14 protein-coding genes are annotated in these 15,519 nt (G+C 64.5%); 12 read left to right on the forward strand and 2 right to left on the reverse strand.

Annotated elements, in window-relative coordinates; all coding sequences use genetic code 11:
* Positions 1-14: 14 nt before the first annotated feature.
* From H7J93_RS06755 to H7J93_RS06805, 11 genes are all read left to right on the forward strand, one after another.
* Positions 15-1,508, forward strand: a complete 1,494-nt coding sequence (locus H7J93_RS06755; RefSeq protein WP_267305518.1) for an aldehyde dehydrogenase family protein — start codon at positions 15-17, stop codon at positions 1,506-1,508.
* Positions 1,508-2,716, forward strand: coding sequence for a CaiB/BaiF CoA transferase family protein (locus tag H7J93_RS06760; protein WP_267305519.1), 1,209 nt, complete (start codon positions 1,508-1,510; stop codon positions 2,714-2,716). Before H7J93_RS06755 ends, H7J93_RS06760 begins: the two co-directional genes overlap by 1 nt.
* Positions 2,717-3,004: 288 nt before the next feature.
* Positions 3,005-3,832, forward strand: coding sequence for an MlaE family ABC transporter permease (locus H7J93_RS06765; protein ID WP_267305520.1), 828 nt, complete (start codon positions 3,005-3,007; stop codon positions 3,830-3,832).
* A complete protein-coding gene (locus H7J93_RS06770) occupies positions 3,774-3,926 on the forward strand; it encodes an ABC transporter permease (RefSeq protein WP_372507802.1) in 153 nt (50 codons plus the stop codon). Before H7J93_RS06765 ends, H7J93_RS06770 begins: the two co-directional genes overlap by 59 nt.
* 12 nt (positions 3,927-3,938) lie before the next feature.
* Positions 3,939-4,796 (forward strand): MlaE family ABC transporter permease, encoded by an 858-nt coding sequence (locus H7J93_RS06775; RefSeq protein ID WP_267305521.1) that lies wholly within the window; start codon positions 3,939-3,941, stop codon positions 4,794-4,796.
* Between the two features lie 10 nt (positions 4,797-4,806).
* Positions 4,807-6,003, forward strand: coding sequence for an MCE family protein (locus H7J93_RS06780; protein ID WP_267305522.1), 1,197 nt, complete (start codon positions 4,807-4,809; stop codon positions 6,001-6,003).
* Positions 6,000-7,025, forward strand: a complete 1,026-nt coding sequence (locus tag H7J93_RS06785) for an MCE family protein (protein ID WP_267305523.1) — start codon at positions 6,000-6,002, stop codon at positions 7,023-7,025. Before H7J93_RS06780 ends, H7J93_RS06785 begins: the two co-directional genes overlap by 4 nt.
* Positions 7,026-8,129 carry an MCE family protein gene (locus H7J93_RS06790; protein ID WP_267305524.1) on the forward strand — a complete coding sequence of 368 codons (1,104 nt, stop codon included), beginning with the start codon at positions 7,026-7,028 and terminating at the stop codon, positions 8,127-8,129.
* Positions 8,113-9,612 (forward strand): MCE family protein, encoded by a 1,500-nt coding sequence (locus tag H7J93_RS06795; protein WP_267305525.1) that lies wholly within the window; start codon positions 8,113-8,115, stop codon positions 9,610-9,612. Before H7J93_RS06790 ends, H7J93_RS06795 begins: the two co-directional genes overlap by 17 nt.
* Positions 9,613-9,626: 14 nt before the next feature.
* Positions 9,627-10,952 carry an MCE family protein gene (locus H7J93_RS06800; protein WP_267305526.1) on the forward strand — a complete coding sequence of 442 codons (1,326 nt, stop codon included), beginning with the start codon at positions 9,627-9,629 and terminating at the stop codon, positions 10,950-10,952.
* A complete protein-coding gene (locus H7J93_RS06805) occupies positions 10,952-12,679 on the forward strand; it encodes an MCE family protein (protein ID WP_267305527.1) in 1,728 nt (575 codons plus the stop codon). Before H7J93_RS06800 ends, H7J93_RS06805 begins: the two co-directional genes overlap by 1 nt.
* A 176-nt stretch (positions 12,680-12,855) precedes the next feature.
* Here H7J93_RS06805 and H7J93_RS06810 read toward each other — a convergent pair whose 3' ends face one another.
* Complete coding sequence (locus H7J93_RS06810; protein ID WP_267305528.1) at positions 12,856-13,374, reverse strand: Rv2253/PknI dimerization domain-containing protein; 519 nt, start codon at positions 13,372-13,374, stop codon at positions 12,856-12,858.
* Between the two features lie 95 nt (positions 13,375-13,469).
* Here H7J93_RS06810 and H7J93_RS06815 point away from each other — a divergent pair, with 95 nt between their 5' ends.
* Positions 13,470-13,847 carry a hypothetical protein gene (locus H7J93_RS06815; RefSeq protein WP_267305947.1) on the forward strand — a complete coding sequence of 126 codons (378 nt, stop codon included), beginning with the start codon at positions 13,470-13,472 and terminating at the stop codon, positions 13,845-13,847.
* 143 nt (positions 13,848-13,990) lie between these two features.
* Here H7J93_RS06815 and H7J93_RS06820 read toward each other — a convergent pair whose 3' ends face one another.
* Complete coding sequence (locus H7J93_RS06820) at positions 13,991-15,331, reverse strand: cytochrome P450 (protein WP_267305529.1); 1,341 nt, start codon at positions 15,329-15,331, stop codon at positions 13,991-13,993.
* Positions 15,332-15,519 lie beyond the last annotated feature (188 nt).

Below are 15,519 nucleotides of genomic sequence, written 5' to 3' on the forward strand. Positions count from 1 at the left end.
TGCTGAGGAGGATGATGCGGGAAACGACGACGATCTCGAGTGACGAGTCGACCACCGACACCGAGCAGGGTGTCGACAGGCGGCTGCTGATCGACGGCAAGCTCCTCGACACATCGCGGGCGTTTCCAAGCCTCAACCCCGCCACCGGTGAGGTGATCGGCTACGCGCCGGATGCCACCGTCGCCGACGCCCGAGCCGCCGTCGCAGCGGCGCGGCGCGCCTTCGACAAGACCGACTGGTCGACGAACACCGAGTTGCGGATCCGCTGCCTCGAGCAGTTCCACCAGGCTCTGCTCGACCATCGCGACGAGCTCGCGGCGTTGACCATCGCCGAGGTCGGCGCGACGGAGGCCCTGTGCCAGGGCGCGCAATTGGATCAGCCGATCGCGATCGTCCGCTACTACGCCGACCTGCTGAAGACCTATCCGATGACCGAGGACCTCGGAAACATCGAGAGCCGCGGAATGCAACACCACCGCTGGGTGGAAAAGGAAGCGGGCGGCGTCGTTGCCGCGATCATCGCCTACAACTATCCCAACCAACTGGCGTTGGCCAAGCTCGCTCCCGCACTTGCCGCCGGCTGCACGGTGGTCCTGAAGTCCGCTCCCGACACCCCGTTGATCACGCTGGCCCTGGGGGAGTTGATCGCCAAGCACACCGACATCCCCGCGGGCGTGGTGAACGTGCTCAGTGGTGCCGACCCCGAGGTCGGCGCGGCGCTGACCACCAGTCCCGACGTCGACATGGTCACCTTCACCGGCTCCACCCCAACCGGCCGCCGGATCATGTCGGCCGCCAGCGACACGTTGAAAAAGGTGTTCCTGGAACTCGGTGGCAAGTCAGCCGCGATCGTCCTGGACGACGCCGACTTCAACACCGCGGCGCTGTTCTCGGCCTTCAGCATGGTCACTCACGCGGGCCAGGGTTGCGCCCTGACGTCGCGGCTGTTGGTGCCCAGGAAGCACCACGACGAGATCGTCGAGCTGATCAAGAACAACTTCGGGCTCGTGCGCTATGGCGACCCGGCCGACCCATCGACCTACATGGGACCTCTCATCAGCGAGAAGCAGCGCGACAAGGTCGACGGCATGGTGAAGCGCGCCGTCGAGGCGGGCGCGACCCTGGTGACCGGCGGCGAGAAGGTCGATCCGGGCTACTTCTATACCCCGACTCTGCTGACCGACGTGGACCCCGACAGTGAGATCGCTCAGGAGGAGGTCTTCGGTCCGGTCCTTGCCGTGATCGCCTACGACGACGATGACGACGCGGTGCGGATCGCCAACAACTCCATCTACGGCCTGTCGGGTGCGGTGTTCGGCAGCCAGGACCGCGCCCTGGCGGTGACCCGTCGCATCCGGACCGGCACCTTCTCGATCAACGGGGGTAACTACTTCAGCCCCGACAGCCCGTTCGGCGGGTACAAGCAGTCCGGCATCGGACGCGAGATGGGCACCGCAGGGCTGGAGGAGTTCCTCGAGTCCAAGACGTTCGCGACGGTGGTGAGTTGATGAGCGGGCCACTTGACGGCATCCGCGTCCTCGAGGTCGCGATGTATGGGTTCGTTCCGTCGGCAGGCGCCGTACTTCGCGAGTGGGGTGCCGACGTCATCAAGGTCGAGCATGCGGTGACCGGTGATCCGCAGCGCGGGCTACGCCAGACCGGCCTGCTGCGGGTCGAGGGTGATCCCAACCCCAACATCGAGCACGCCAACCGCGGCAAGCGCAGCCTCGGCCTCGACATGTCGGTGCCCGAGGGCAAAGAGATATTGCTCGAACTGGCCAAGCGCGCCGATGTCTTCCTGACCAGCTTTCTGCCCGGGCATCGGCAGAAGTTCGGCATCGACGTCGACGACATCCGTGCCGTCAACCCGCAGATCATCTACGCCAGGGGCAGCGCGCTGGGGCCCCGCGGCGAAGAGTCGCTCAAGGGTGGCTACGACATGACCGCATTCTGGTGCCGTGCGGGCACGGCGGCCACGATCACTCCGCCGGGCACACCGGGCATGGTCGGCCCGCCGGGCCCCGCTTACGGCGACACCATCTCCGGCACCAACCTCGCGGGCGGGATCGCCGCGGCACTGCTGAAGCGCGAGCGCACCGGCGAGCCGTCGGTGGTCGACGTCTCGCTGCTTGGCAGCGGTCTGTGGTCGCTCGGCCACACCGTGGCGCTGACGAAGCACCTCGGTCAGCGGATGGAGGCGTTCCCTCCCGGCGTGCACGGATCACCGATCAATCCGCTGGTCGGCCTGTACCCGACGGCCGACGATCGCTACATCTCCTTCGTGATGATGCAGCCCACCAAGTTCTGGGCGGATGTCTGTAAGCACATGGACCTCGACGAGCTGGCCGACGACCCGCGATTCGCCACCGTCGAGTCGATCGCCGAGAACACCGAAACCGCGGCGGAACTCCTCAAGGAAGCGATGAGCAAGCGTCCGCTCGCGGAGTGGAGTGAACGCTTCGCGACACTGCTCGGTCCGTGGGCTCCGGTGCAGGACACCCTGCAGGCCGCGGAGGATGCGCAGATCCGGGCCAACGAATATCTGGTGCAGGCGGGAGAACTCGAACTGGTCGCGAATCCGGTGCAGTTCGATGTGAGTCCTCCGGAAACAGGCCCCGCCCCGGGATTCGCGGAGCAAACTGACGAAATCTTGCTGGAACTCGGACTGGATTGGGATCGCATCATCGAGCTGAAGACGGCCGGCGCCGTCACTTGAGGAGCAGAGGGACACAGCCCATGCCCGACGTCGCTTCGACCGGCACCCACGTGCCGCGCCGCACCGGCGCACGCCTTGTGGCCGAAGTTCACGTTTTGGACACGGGCAACGAGTTGGTCAAGTATGAACACCTCGGCTTAGGCGAAGGGCCGCGGGGGTTGTGGGCTCGTCGACGCGACGTTCATCACGATCGATTGGGGGGTTTGGACGGTGCGCGGAACGGGTTGCCGCACAATACTGTTGGCTCGGCGGCGGTGCCGGCAGTGACGATCCTGGAAGGAGCTACTCATGGCGCGGGGTAGCGGGCCGGAGCGCTGGTCACCGGGGTTGCCGCAGTTGAGCAGCTTCGCGGGACCGATGCAGGCTGTCGGTGGGTTTTTTGCGATGTCGGCCGATGCGGTGCGGTTTGTGTTCCGGCGGCCGTTTCAGTGGCGTGAGTTCGTCGAGCAGTGCTGGTTCATCGCGCGCGTGGCGTTGGCGCCGACGTTGTTGGTGGCGATTCCGTTCACGGTGCTGGTGAGCTTCACGCTCAATATTCTTCTTCGCGAGTTGGGCGCGGCCGACCTGTCAGGGGCGGGGGCGGCGTTCGGTGCGGTGACCCAGATCGGCCCGATCGTGACGGTGCTGATCGTGGCTGGCGCGGGCTCGACGGCGATCTGTGCGGATCTGGGGTCGCGGACCATCCGCGAGGAGATCGACGCGATGGAGGTGCTGGGGATCAACCCGGTGCAGCGGCTGGTGACGCCGCGAATGCTGGCCTCGGGACTGGTGGCGCTGCTTCTCAACAGCTTCGTGGTGGTCATCGGCATCCTGGGTGGTTATTCGTTTTCGGTGTTCATCCAGGACGTGAATCCGGGGGCGTTCGCGGCAGGGATCACGCTGTTGACCGGGGTGCCCGAGGTGATCATCTCGTGTGTGAAGGCGGCGTTGTTCGGCTTGATCGCGGGGTTGGTGGCCTGTTATCGCGGGTTGGTCATCAGCGGGGGTGGGGCCAAGGCGGTCGGTAACGCGGTCAACGAGACCGTGGTGTATGCATTTATGGCGTTGTTCGTGATCAATGTGCTCGTCACGGCGATCGGTAGTCATCAGCGGGGGTGGGGCCAAGGCGGTCGGTAACGCGGTCAACGAGACCGTGGTGTATGCATTTATGGCGTTGTTCGTGATCAATGTGCTCGTCACGGCGATCGGTATCCGGATGACGACGGGGTAGCGCGGGGTTCTCATGGGCACAGCGACGATCCTGAAGACGACGTATCCGCGGTTTACAAGGGGGGCCAGACGCCCGGTGGAGTGGTTGAGCCGTGTCGGCGACCACATGCTGTTCTACCTGAAGGCATTGGGTGGAATTCCGCATGCCTCGGTGCATTACCGCAAGGAGATCGTGCGGCTGATCGCCGAGATCTCCATGGGTGCGGGCACGTTGGCGATGATCGGCGGCACGGTGGTCATCGTCGGGTTCTTGACTCTGGCCGCCGGCGGAACGCTGGCGGTACAGGGCTATTCGTCGCTGGGCAATATCGGCATCGAGGCGTTGACCGGGTTCTTGGCGGCGTTCATCAATGTGCGCATCGCCGCGCCGGTGGTCGCCGGTATCGGCTTGGCGGCCACCTTCGGCGCCGGCGTGACCGCGCAGCTGGGCGCGATGCGCATCAATGAGGAGATCGACGCGCTGGAGTCGATGGCGATCCGCCCGGTGGAGTATCTGGTGTCGACGCGCATCATCGCGGGGATGATCGCGATCACCCCGTTGTATTCGATCGCGGTCATCTTGAGTTTCGTTGCGTCGCAATTCACCACGGTGGTGTTGTTCGGCCAGTCCGGCGGTCTGTATGACCACTACTTCGACACGTTTCTCAATCCGATCGACTTGTTGTGGTCGTTCTTGCAGGCGGTGTTGATGGCGATCACCATCCTGTTGATTCACACCTACTTCGGGTACTTCGCCTCCGGCGGTCCTTCGGGCGTGGGTGTCGCGGTGGGCAACGCGGTGCGTACCAGCCTGATCGTCGTGGTCTCGGTCACGCTGCTGGTCTCACTGTCGATCTACGGTTCCAACGGCAACTTCAACCTGTCGGGGTAGGGACTCGCTGATGAAGAGCAGTGCGGTACGTCCGCTGACCGGTTTGGCGTTGATCGTCGTCATCTGCGCGATCATCGCCCTGGCGATCAGCCTTTTCCGCGGCAGCTGGGCCGACACCGTCCCCGTCACCGTCATCGCCGACCGCGCCGGGCTCGTGATGAACCCCGACGCGAAGGTCAAGATGCGCGGCGTCCAGGTGGGGCAGGTGTCATCGATCGAACCGCGGTCCGACGGCACGGCTGCCCTCCATCTGGCGATGGATCGTTCAGCGATGCACCTCATTCCGAGCAATGTCGCGGTGGACATCACCTCCTCGACAGTGTTCGGTGCGAAGTTCGTGCAGATGGTTCCACCCACCGACCCGTCTCCGGAGAAGCTGCGCGCCGGTCAGGTGATTCAGAACAAGCACGTCACCGTTGAAGTGAACACCGTGTTCCAGCAGCTGGTCACGGTCCTCGACAAGATCGACCCGGCGAAGCTCAACGAGACCCTCGGTGCCATCGCGACGGCGTTCGACGGCCGCGGCGAGAAGTTCGGCCAGACCTTGGTCGATTTCAACGCACTGCTGGCGAAGATCGAACCGAGCCTGCCGAATCTGGCCCATGACATCGAGGCATCGGTGCCGACCCTGACAGCCTACGGAGATACTGCGCCGGATCTGGTCTCGACGATCGAGAGCACGACCCAACTGAGCAACTCCATCGTCGACGAGCAGCGGAACCTCGACGAATTCCTGGTCAGCACAATAGGTCTCGCCGACATCGGCAACGACGTGATCGGCGGCAACCGGCAGGGTCTGACCGAGGTGTCCCGACTACTGGTTCCGACCACCGGCATCCTGGCGCTGTACCACGACTCGCTGCGGTGCGGTGTCGGCGGCCTCGTCCCGTTCGCGAAGTCGCCGCCGCAGTATTCGGCCATCATCGTGTCGGCCGGTCTGACACTTGGCGTCGAGCGGTATCGGTATCCGAGAGACCTGCCGAAGGTTGCCGCCAAGAGCGGTGGCGCCAATTACTGTGATGCACTTGGTCTGCCAGATCTGCCAGCCAACTTCACACCGCCGTTCATCGCGGGCGACGTCGGCTCGAACCCCGCGCAGTATGGAAATCAAGGCATCCTCCTCAACTCCGAAGCGTTGAAGAACTGGTTGTTCGGCCCGCTGGACGGCCCGCCGCGCAACACCGCACAGATCGGAATGCCGGGATGACGCGCTCAGTCGGCACAATCGTCAAGTTCGCGATCTTCGGCGTGGTGATGATGGTGCTCACCGCATTTCTGTTCGTCGTCTTCGGCGAGTCCAGAACCGGTGCGACCGATGAGTATTCGGCAGTTTTCACCGATGCGTCTCGGCTCGAAGCCGGGGACTCGGTGCGGATCGCGGGCATTCGCGTCGGTACGGTGAAGAAGGTCTCGCTCCAGGCCGACCGCAAGGTGCTGGTCGAGTTCGATGCCGACCGCAGCACCAAGCTGACCGACGGCACCAAGGCCGCGATCCGCTACCTGAACCTGGTGGGGGACAGGTATCTGGAACTCGTCGACACCCCGGGGTCGGCCAGAATCCTGCCGGTCGGCGCGCAGATACCAGCCGATCGCACGGCGCCTGCACTGGACCTCGATCTGTTGCTGGGCGGGCTCAAACCCGTTATTCAGGGCCTGAATCCGCAGGATGTCAACGCGCTCACGACATCTCTGGTCCAGATTCTGCAGGGGCAGGGCGGCACGATCGAATCGCTGTTCTCCAAGACGTCGTCGTTCTCGAACTCGCTCGCCGACAACAACCAGGTGATCGAGCAGCTGATCGACGAACTGCGGACGGTGCTGGACACGCTGTCCAAAGACGGTGACGAGTTCTCCGGGGCCATCGACCGACTCGAGCAGCTGATCAGGGGACTGTCTTCGGACCGCGACCCGATCGGCACGGCGATCGAATCCCTGGACAATGGAACCTCCTCGCTGGCAGACCTTCTGGGCCGGGCGCGGCCCCCGCTGGCGGGCACCATCGACCAGCTGAACCAGCTGGCTCCGATTCTCGACAACGACAAGGACCGCTTGGACGCGACGATTCAGCGTCTGCCCGAGATCTACCGGAAGCTCGCACGGGTGGGCTCATACGGCGCGTTCTTCCCCTACTACATCTGCGCGGTCACCTTCCGTGCCAGCGACCTCGAGGGCCGAACCGTCATCTTCCCCTGGGTCAAGCAGGAAGAGGGAAGGTGCAGGGAGGGCTAAATGCTTAAGTACCGCGGATCCCAACTCATGCGGGCCGGCTTCATGGGCATGGTCCTGATCATCCTGGTCATCGCGATCGGGCTGCAGCCGGAGCGGTTGTACTCCTGGGCCACGGCGCTGCGCTATGAGGCGATGTTCACCGAGGCCGGCGGTCTTAACGTCGGCAACGACGTGACGATGTCGGGAATCAAGGTCGGCTCCGTGTCATCGATCGAACTCGTCAACGGTGACGCCCTTGTCGGTTTCACCGTCGAGGGAAAGTACGCTCTGGGATCCGATACCACCGCGCATATCCGCACCGGAACCCTTCTCGGCGAACGTGTTTTGACACTGGAGTCCAAGGGCACCGGCACGCTGGATCGCCGCCAGGTCATTCCCACCACACGGACCTCGTCGCCCTACTCGCTGACCGACGCCGTCAGCGAACTGACCGCGAACACCGCGGGTACCGACACCGATGCGCTCAACCAGTCGCTGGACACGCTGGCGCAGACGCTCGACCAGATCGCGCCCCAGCTGGGCCCCACGTTCGACGGGGTGTCCCGGCTTTCGCGGTCGCTCAACAATCGCAATGAGAGCCTCGCCGAGCTGCTGAGGACAGCCGGGGACGTCACGGCGATCTTCTCCGAGCGCAGTCAGCAGGTCAACGCGCTGATCCTCAACTCCAACGATCTGCTCGCCGTGCTCAACGAGCGTCGGTACGCGATCACCAGCCTGCTGTCCGCGACCTCGGCGGTGTCACAGGAGTTGACCGCTCTCGTCGCCGACAACGAGCAGGAACTCGCGCCAACCCTGGAACGGCTGAACGCCGTCACCGCGATGCTCGAGAAGAACCGCGACAATCTCGCCAAGATGCTGCCCGGCGCCGCGAAATACTATCTGACACAAGGCGAAATCGTCTCCAACGGCGCGTACTACAACGCGCTGGTGCCCAACCTCGTATTCGGCCAGCTGTTGCAGCCGTTCCTGGACTATGCCTTCGGCTTCCGGCGCGGCATCGACGCCGGCCAGCCGCCGGACACCGCCGGGCCGCGGGCCGAACTGCCGTTCCCCGTCAACAGCCTTCCCCAGCCAGGAGACCTGCCCAATGATGGCAACCCGTAAGCGCCTGGTGGCCGGCACCGCCATCGTGCTCGCCATCGTTCTCCTCGCCGGAGCCGCGTTGCTCGTCCGCAACGTGTTCTTCGGGCCGACCACGATCACCGCCTATTTCCCGACCGCGACGGCGATCTACCCCGGCGACGAGGTGCGGGTCTCGGGTGTGAAGGTGGGCAGGATCGAGTCGATCACGCCCGAGGGCACCGAGACGAAGATGGTCCTCAAGGTTGACCGCGATGTGCCCATTCCGGCCGACGCCAAAGCGGTGATCGTCGCGCAGAACCTGGTTGCGGCTCGCTACGTCCAACTCACCCCTGCCTACCGGACCGGTGGCGGTCCCACCATGCGTGACGGCGCGGTCATCGGCAGCGACCGAACCGCGGTGCCCGTCGAGTGGGACGAGGTCAAGACCCAATTGATGCGCCTGGCAACTGAATTGGGTCCGCAGCCTGGTACCCAGCCCGGCGTCGCGAATACCTCCGTTGGGCGATTCATCGACAGCGCGGCGAACGCATTGGAGGGCAACGGCGAGAAGTTGCGGCAGACACTCTCCCAACTTTCCAGCGTGGCACGGGTTTTCGCCGAGGGCAGCGGGAACATCGTCGACATCATCAAAAACCTGCAGGTCTTCGTCACGGCACTGCGGGACAGCAAGCAGCAGATCGTGCTGTTCCAGAACCGCCTGGCCAGCCTCAGCAGCGTCATCAACGACAGCCGGTCCGATCTGGACGCAGCGGTGTCGAACCTGTCGGTCGCCATTTCAGAGGTGCAGCGTTTCGTGGCGGGTACCAGAAATCAGACCGCCGAGCAGATTCAGCGGCTGGGCAGCCTCACCCAGATTCTGGTCGACCACAAACTGGCCTTCGAGAACGTGCTGCACATCACGCCCAACGCCATCGCCAACTTCAACAACATCTACTACCCCAACGGCGGTTCGGTGACCGGAGCATTCTCGCTCGTCAACTTCTCGAATCCGATCTGGGCGATCTGCGGCATGATCGGCGCCGTCGCGAACACCACTGCGCCGACGACGGCCAAGCTCTGCGAGCAATACCTGGGACCCGCGTTGCGGCAGCTGAATTTCAACGGCATCCCGTTGCCGATCAACGCGTACCTGAGGCCTGCCATCAACCCGGACCGGATCATCTACACCGATCCGAAACTGGCACCAGGAGGCGCGGGACCGGGTGATCCGCCCGAGCCGCCGCCGACGGTGTCCGCGTACACCGGTCAGGGCGATGTCCCGCCGCCTCCCGGCTGGAACGGGCCACCGCCCGGGCCCGGAGGGCTGTACGTGCCGGACAACGACGGGCCTGCGATACCGTCGCCTGCGTTGTACCCGGGCGCGCCAATTCCCAGCCCGCCCAACATCATCTCGAACACCCCGGCGGGACCGGCGACGGTCGAGGGCATGCTGCTCCCGCAAACGCCGGCACCTGTAACACCGAACGCACCCTTGCTTCCGGCGGAAGGGATGCCCCCCTCATGATTCGACCGACCGTTATGAAGCGATCGATCATCGCCGGATCCTGTGCGGCGCTGGCGTTGACGAGCTGCTCGTTTCAGGGCATCAACTCGCTGCCCCTGCCCGGCGTGGAGGGACGGGGCCCGGAGGCGGTGACCTACCACGTGGAGGTTGCCAATGTGGCGACGCTGGAGTCGAATTCGCCCGTCATGATATCGGATGTCGTCGTCGGCAGCGTCGGCAAGATGACAGTCGACAACTGGCATGCCGACGTGGAGATCTCGGTCAAACCCGACGTGGTGGTGCCGGCCAACGCCGTTGCGACGATCGGGCAGACCAGCTTGCTGGGCTCCATGCACCTCGCGCTCAATCCACCGCTCGGCGAAAAGCCCGAAGGCCGACTGCAACCCGGCGGCACGATCGGGCTGAGCGATTCCTCGACCTACCCATCGACCGAACGGACGCTGTCCTCGCTGGCCACCATTGTCAACGGGGGTGGGTTGGGACAGATCGGCGACATCATCCATAACTTCAGTACCGCGTTGTCCGGCCGGGAGCCCGAGATCCGCGAGCTGCTTACTCGCCTCGACAATTTCGTCGGGGTCCTGGATGAGCAGCGGGACAACATCGTGGCGTCGATCCAGCAGTTGAACCGGGTCGCAGGTAAGTTCGCCGGCCAGCGTGACGTCATCGACCGTGCGCTGAAGGAGATTCCGCCCGCGCTGGACGTGCTGATCAAGGAGCGCCCGAACCTGACCACGGCACTCGAGAAGCTCGGGCAGTTCGGCGACACCGCCGCCGGTCTGGTCAACGACGCCGGTGATGACCTCGTGGCCGACCTGAAGAACCTGGAACCGGCGCTGAAGGCGCTCGCCGATATCGGTCCCGATCTGAGCTCGGCGTTGATTTGGGCGACGGCCTTCCCGTACGGTCCCGCCTTCGCCGACAAGATCACCCGCGGCGACTACATCAACCTGATCGCCGTCTTCGACCTCACGTATCCGCGTCTGAAGAAGACGTTGCTGCTCGGCACGCGGTGGGGCGATGAGAACGCCAAACTCATTCCCGCACCGGGCGATCCGTATTACCTGAACTACTCCTACAGCCCGATGATGGTCGGTGTCACCCCGCCGCCGGATCAGCCTGTGGCGCCGCCTCCCGCGGAGCCGGGAGCAGCGCAGGTTTCGACCGCAGCCGCCCCGCTGCTGCCCGTCGTGCCGCCGCCCGCGGCCGCACCCTGGTTGCCTGCGGCGCCGATGATGACGTCGTCGCAGATCTTCGCGGGGCCATACGGCGCCGAAGCGCCCGCACCGCCCGGCCCCGTTCCGCCACCCGCCCCACCGACACCGGGAGGCGGTGGCTGATGCTGACCCGCTTCGTACGAAACCAGTTGATCATCTTCACGATCGCATCGATCGTCGGCGTGGTGGTGATGCTGTTCGCCTACATGCAGGTGCCCACGCTGCTTGGGCTGGGACGCCTGACGGTGACACTGGAGTTGCCTGCGGCCGGTGGTCTTTACCGCTTTGGCAATGTGACCTACCGCGGTGTGCAGATCGGCAAGGTGACGTCGGTCAAGCTCACGGAGAACGGCGCCGAAGCCAAGTTGTCGCTGAACACCTCGCCGAAGATTCCCGCCGACCTACAGGCTGAGGTGCTCAGCGTGTCGGCGATCGGCGAGCAGTACGTCGATCTGCGCCCTCGCACCGACTCCGGGCCCTACCTGCAGAACGGTTCGCGAATCCCCGTGGCCAACACCACCATTCCGCAGGAGGTGGGCCCGATGCTCGATCAGCTGAGCAAGCTGGTCGACACCATTCCGGGGGACAGGATCAGTGACCTGCTCGAGGAGTCGTTCAAGGCGTTCAACGGAGCCGGCCCGGACTTCCAGTCACTGCTCGACTCCGCGTCCACTCTGACCAATGACGTCAACGGTGTCTCCGATGAGACGCAGAGATTGATCGATGACAGTGGGCCGCTGCTGGATTCGCAGGCTGAGACCACCGATCAGATCCGGACCTGGGCGCGCAGCCTCGCCGGCGTCACGGGGCAGATCGCGCAGAACGACCCTGAGATCCGTGCGCTGCTGCAACGCGGGCCCGGCTTCTCGGCAGAGGTGTCGGACTTGCTGAACCAGGTGAAGCCGACGTTGCCAATCCTGCTGGCGAACCTCACCACCGTCGGCCAGATCCTCGTCACGTACAACCCGTCGCTGGAACAACTGTTGGTGATGTTCCCGGCGATCATCGCGGCTCAGCAGGCGTTCGGCCTGCCGAAGAACAACCCGACGGGTCTGCCGTCCGGCGACTTCGCGCTGACCATCACGGATCCGCCGCCATGCACCGTCGGCTTCCTGCCGCCGTCACAGTGGCGCAGCCCAGACGACGAGACCGTTGTCGACACACCCGACGGGCTGTATTGCAAACTGCCGCAGGACGCTCCGATCTCGGTGCGCGGCGCCCGCAACTACCCGTGCATGGGGCACCCCGGAAAACGTGCCCCCACAGTCGAACTCTGCAACGATCCCAAGGGCTACCAGCCGCTGGCCATGCGCCAGCACTATGTCGGGCCTTACCCGATCGATCCCAACCTGATCAGGCAGGGCGTCCCACTGGATGACCGCGTGGACTACCAAGAGCGGATCTATGCACCGGTGCAGGGCACTCCGCTGCCGCCGGGCGCGGTGCCGTCCGGGACGCCGCCGGGCCTACCGCCGGGCCAGCCCCTCCAGCCTGCCCCATTCATGCCGCCCGGCATGCCACCGCCGTCGGACCAGGCCCCGTTTGCCGTGTCAGGTGCACCGGTAACGGCCAGCGCTTCCGTTGCGCCGCCACCGCCGCCGGGTAACTCGCTCAATGGGACACCGATTCCCGCGCCGCCGCCTGCGGATCCGGCCCCTGGCGCCGTACCGGCACAACCAAGTTCGTTCGGGGGCAACGGTTCTGGGCATCCCGCCGGGCCGACCGTCGCCTACACCCCCTACGATCCGCGGACGGGGCAGTACCTGACCGGCGACGGTCAGTTGCAGCAGCAGACCAACATGGCCATCGGATCGGCTCCCAAGTCGTGGCAGGATTTGATGCCGACGTGACGGGACGTCGAATTTTGCGACCCAGCTGAAGGCGCGTCGCCTCCGTGCCGAGTGTGCGTTTTCCTTTGCGGCGCACCGAGTTTGACGCAGTAATCCGCACAGTCGCCCCGCGGCATGCGAACGATTCTCATCCGCGCATGTGGAGCCGTGCCGGCTTGGCACGGCTAGTAATTGCGCTAGGAGATTCTCTCCATCCGCAACGGCATTTCGATGACGACGGGCTTGTTGACGCCGCACGCACCGCTCGGGCCGGCGGTCCGGTCGCGGCCTACCATCAGGTCGGTGATCTTCAGGTCCCTTTCGTTGGCAATGGGATTGATTCCCCAGAACATGAACTTCTGGAAGCCGTTGACGAACGTGCCGTTGGAACAGGGAATCCAGTTGGGCACAACGCGGTCGACGATCCACCAATCCGAGAACCGCAGGGTGGCGCTCCAGCCCTGATCGCTGTGCACCTCGCCGGTGCATTCGATGGGGCTCACACAGCTCGACGTGATGGTCCAGGTCTGGATCACCGTCTGCTGTTTGATCTTGACTTCGTTGGTCCTCGCCCATTCGCCGTTCGACATCACCCGCCACGTCCCGTTCAGCTCGATGCCGTAGTTCGAGGCGTGCGCCGTGGCCGCACCGCTTAGACTGCCCAGCACGGTGATCACGGTTGCCGCCAGGCCGGAAACGACTCCTAGTGAGCGCATAGGGTCAGCTTAATCGTGCTCAGAGTAATGCTCTCCAAAAGCGAGAATTTCGTTCCCGTTCATGTGAAAATGGCCAGGTGCGGTACGTCATCGGCATGCTTGCTGCGTTGCTAACTGTAGGCACAGTGACGGCGGTTCCAGCGGCCGCACAGCCACCGCCTCCGCCGTCCCCCGAGGAGTGCAACTCTCCCGAGTGCGTGCCGGGCATCGCGCCCCACATCGTGCTTGGCTCGTACTGCAGCAATACGACGTACTACGCGTTCGGCGTCACGGATTGGGGCCGGTTGGTGTTCTGTGGGTCGCCACGGCGTTATGAACCCCGGTGGTTCCGGTCACCCGAGATGCACGGCATCAAGCTCGAGAACGATCTGTGCCCCTCGATGGAGGGTGAGGTCGCACAAGCGCCCGACGGACTGTTCCTGACGTGTGTGGCCAAGGACGGCAGGGCGTACTGGGAACAGGGCAACCTGTAAGTCGCCCCGGTCGGGCTTTCGGTCATCGATGCGCAATCGGCCATTGACTCTGCCATGAGGCCGAAAAAGTCGAGCGATTCGCGGCCTGGACGCAGAGTCAACGAACATGCGGTTCAGCCGGCGGTCTGGCTCCCGCGTAGCCGTTATCCGATCGGCGTGAACTCGATGTTGATCTCGGTGAGCCCACGCAGGATGAACGTCGGCTCGTACTCGTAGCGGCGCGCGTCGATCGGCCCGTGCTTCTCTTCGCTTACCGTGATGTCGGCCATCCGGTCGAGGATCCGCTCGATCGAGACTCGGCCCTCGACCCTCGCGAGCGGGGCGCCGGGGCAGGAGTGAATGCCGCGGCTGAACGCGATGTGCTCGCGCACGTTCTTGCGCTCGAGTGAGAACTCGTGCGGGTTCTCGAAGCGCTTGGGGTCGCGGTTGGCGGCTCCGGGGCTGACCATCACCGTGGTACCCGCCGGCACCGGCTTGTCGCCGAGAGTCGTTGTCTTGCGGGCCATCCGGAATACGCTCTTCACCGGGCTGTCCATGCGCAGACACTCCTCGATGAAGACCGGGATGAGGCTTCGGTCGTCCCTCAGCTGCTGCTGGATGTCGGGTCGGTCGCTGAGCACCCGCATGGCCGCGCCGAGCAGCTTGGCGGTGGTCTCCTGACCGGCCGCGAACAGGAACGTCGCCGTGCGCACCACGTCGACCACCTCGGGGGTGGAACCGTCCGGGTATTTCGCGGTGGCGATGGAGGTGAGGACATCGTCGCGGGGGTTCTCGCGGCGCTCCTCGATGTACTGCGAGAATTTCTCGTCCGCCCATGCCAGTGGGTTGACGGCGATCACCTCATGGTCGAGCCCGCCGATGTTGGTGCCCGGCTGGCCTGCGCCGAAGGACTCACGGAACTCGTCGTGATCGGCTTCGGGGACCCCGAGCAGGTCGGCAACGACCAAGAGCGAGAACGGCTTTGCGTAGGCCGCGAGGAACTCGCACTTGCCGTCCTCGATGAACTCGTCGATGTGGCGATCGGCCAGCCGCCACATGAAGTCCTCGTTCTCCTTCAGCCGCTTGGGGGTCAACAGTCGGGAGAGGATGGAGCGTGCATCGGTGTGCTGCGGGGGATCCATCGTGACCATGTGCTCGAACATGGGGATCTCCGTGCGGTGCTCTTCGAGCTGCGCGCAGATGTCGTCGCCCTCGGGCGTGAACGGGATCGGTGTGAACGGACCCATCACTGCGACGCATGACGAGTAGTTCTCGCTGTCCTTGTAGACGGTGTTGGCGGCGTCCCAGCCGGTCACCGCAAGCACGCCGTTGTTGATCGGACAGCACACGGGATCCTTCGCGCGGATGTGGTCGTAATACGGGTGGGGGTCAGGTACCAGCGAGGGATCGGTGAAGTAGTCGACCGAATCGAAATCAGAGGCCTGTGAATCAGTGGTCTCGGAATCAGTGGTCTCGGAATCAGTGGTCTCGGAATCAGTGGTCATCGTCTTTGAGCCCTCCAAGGTCGGCACATACCCGCGTCGTGACTGGGACTGATTCGGCCACTGAGCGGGCCGGCTGGCCGAATATGCTGAGCACTTGCTTAGCATGGCGTTAAGGTCAGGGTCAAGAACAGGCGGGCAGGTCGCCACTACGATCGGCGTGTCGTAACGAGGAACGTCGGGAAAAGGAT

The organism is Mycobacterium barrassiae, assembly GCF_025822765.1.
Lineage (GTDB): Bacteria > Actinomycetota > Actinomycetes > Mycobacteriales > Mycobacteriaceae > Mycobacterium > Mycobacterium barrassiae.

Excerpts from the sequence above, each read along its gene's own strand:
- H7J93_RS06775 (WP_267305521.1), top strand. The coding sequence starts at position 3,939 with ATGGGCACAGCGACGATCCTGAAGACGACGTATCCGCGGTTTACAAGG.
- H7J93_RS06765 (WP_267305520.1), top strand. The coding sequence starts at position 3,005 with ATGGCGCGGGGTAGCGGGCCGGAGCGCTGGTCACCGGGGTTGCCGCAG.
- H7J93_RS06795 (WP_267305525.1), top strand. The coding sequence starts at position 8,113 with ATGATGGCAACCCGTAAGCGCCTGGTGGCCGGCACCGCCATCGTGCTC.
- H7J93_RS06815 (WP_267305947.1), top strand. The coding sequence starts at position 13,470 with ATGCTTGCTGCGTTGCTAACTGTAGGCACAGTGACGGCGGTTCCAGCG.
- H7J93_RS06760 (WP_267305519.1), top strand. The coding sequence starts at position 1,508 with ATGAGCGGGCCACTTGACGGCATCCGCGTCCTCGAGGTCGCGATGTAT.
- H7J93_RS06755 (WP_267305518.1), top strand. The coding sequence starts at position 15 with ATGCGGGAAACGACGACGATCTCGAGTGACGAGTCGACCACCGACACC.
- H7J93_RS06800 (WP_267305526.1), top strand. The coding sequence starts at position 9,627 with ATGAAGCGATCGATCATCGCCGGATCCTGTGCGGCGCTGGCGTTGACG.
- H7J93_RS06820 (WP_267305529.1), bottom strand. The coding sequence starts at position 15,331 with ATGACCACTGATTCCGAGACCACTGATTCCGAGACCACTGATTCCGAG.
- H7J93_RS06805 (WP_267305527.1), top strand. The coding sequence starts at position 10,952 with ATGCTGACCCGCTTCGTACGAAACCAGTTGATCATCTTCACGATCGCA.
- H7J93_RS06790 (WP_267305524.1), top strand. The coding sequence starts at position 7,026 with ATGCTTAAGTACCGCGGATCCCAACTCATGCGGGCCGGCTTCATGGGC.
- H7J93_RS06785 (WP_267305523.1), top strand. The coding sequence starts at position 6,000 with ATGACGCGCTCAGTCGGCACAATCGTCAAGTTCGCGATCTTCGGCGTG.
- H7J93_RS06810 (WP_267305528.1), bottom strand. The coding sequence starts at position 13,374 with ATGCGCTCACTAGGAGTCGTTTCCGGCCTGGCGGCAACCGTGATCACC.
- H7J93_RS06770 (WP_372507802.1), top strand. The coding sequence starts at position 3,774 with ATGTGCTCGTCACGGCGATCGGTAGTCATCAGCGGGGGTGGGGCCAAG.
- H7J93_RS06780 (WP_267305522.1), top strand. The coding sequence starts at position 4,807 with ATGAAGAGCAGTGCGGTACGTCCGCTGACCGGTTTGGCGTTGATCGTC.